1 protein-coding gene is annotated in these 515 nt (G+C 67.4%); it reads left to right on the top strand.

What is annotated here, in order from left to right; genetic code table 11:
- Nucleotides 1-515, top strand: a 515-nt coding sequence (locus tag IVB27_RS05330) for a VCBS domain-containing protein (protein ID WP_247441952.1), incomplete at both ends; no start/stop codon positions are given.

The following is a 515-nucleotide window of genomic DNA, read 5'->3' as shown; positions in this document are numbered from 1 at the left end:
CGATCGATGCCAACGGGGCCTGGAGCTACGCCGGTAACGGCGCCCACGACGAGCTCACCGCCGGCCAGCAGGTCCAGGACCAGTTCACGGTCACCAGCCAGGACGGCACCGCGAGCGGCATCGTCACGGTGACCATCACCGGCACCAACGACGTAGCGTCGGTGAGCTCGGACTCCAAGTCCGTGACCGAGGGCGACATTGCCGCGGCATTGAACGCCTCCGGCCAGCTGACGATCGTCGATCCCGACAGCGGCGAAGCCCATGTCGTGGCGCAGAGCAATGTTCATGGCAGCTATGGCGACTTCAGCATCGATGCCAGCGGGGCCTGGAGCTACGCCGGTAACGGCGCCCACGACGAGCTCACCGCCGGCCAGCAGGTCCAGGACCAGTTCACGGTGACCAGCCAGGACGGCACCGCCACCGGCACGGTGACGGTGACCATCACCGGCACCAACGACGTAGCGTCGGTGAGCTCGGACTCCAAGTCCGTGACCGAGGGCGACATTGCCGCGGCA

Origin of the sequence: Bradyrhizobium sp. 197, assembly GCF_023073375.1 — a bacterium.
In the GTDB taxonomy this organism is placed as follows: domain Bacteria; phylum Pseudomonadota; class Alphaproteobacteria; order Rhizobiales; family Xanthobacteraceae; genus Bradyrhizobium.
This window is presented reverse-complemented; position numbering and strand designations above follow the sequence as displayed.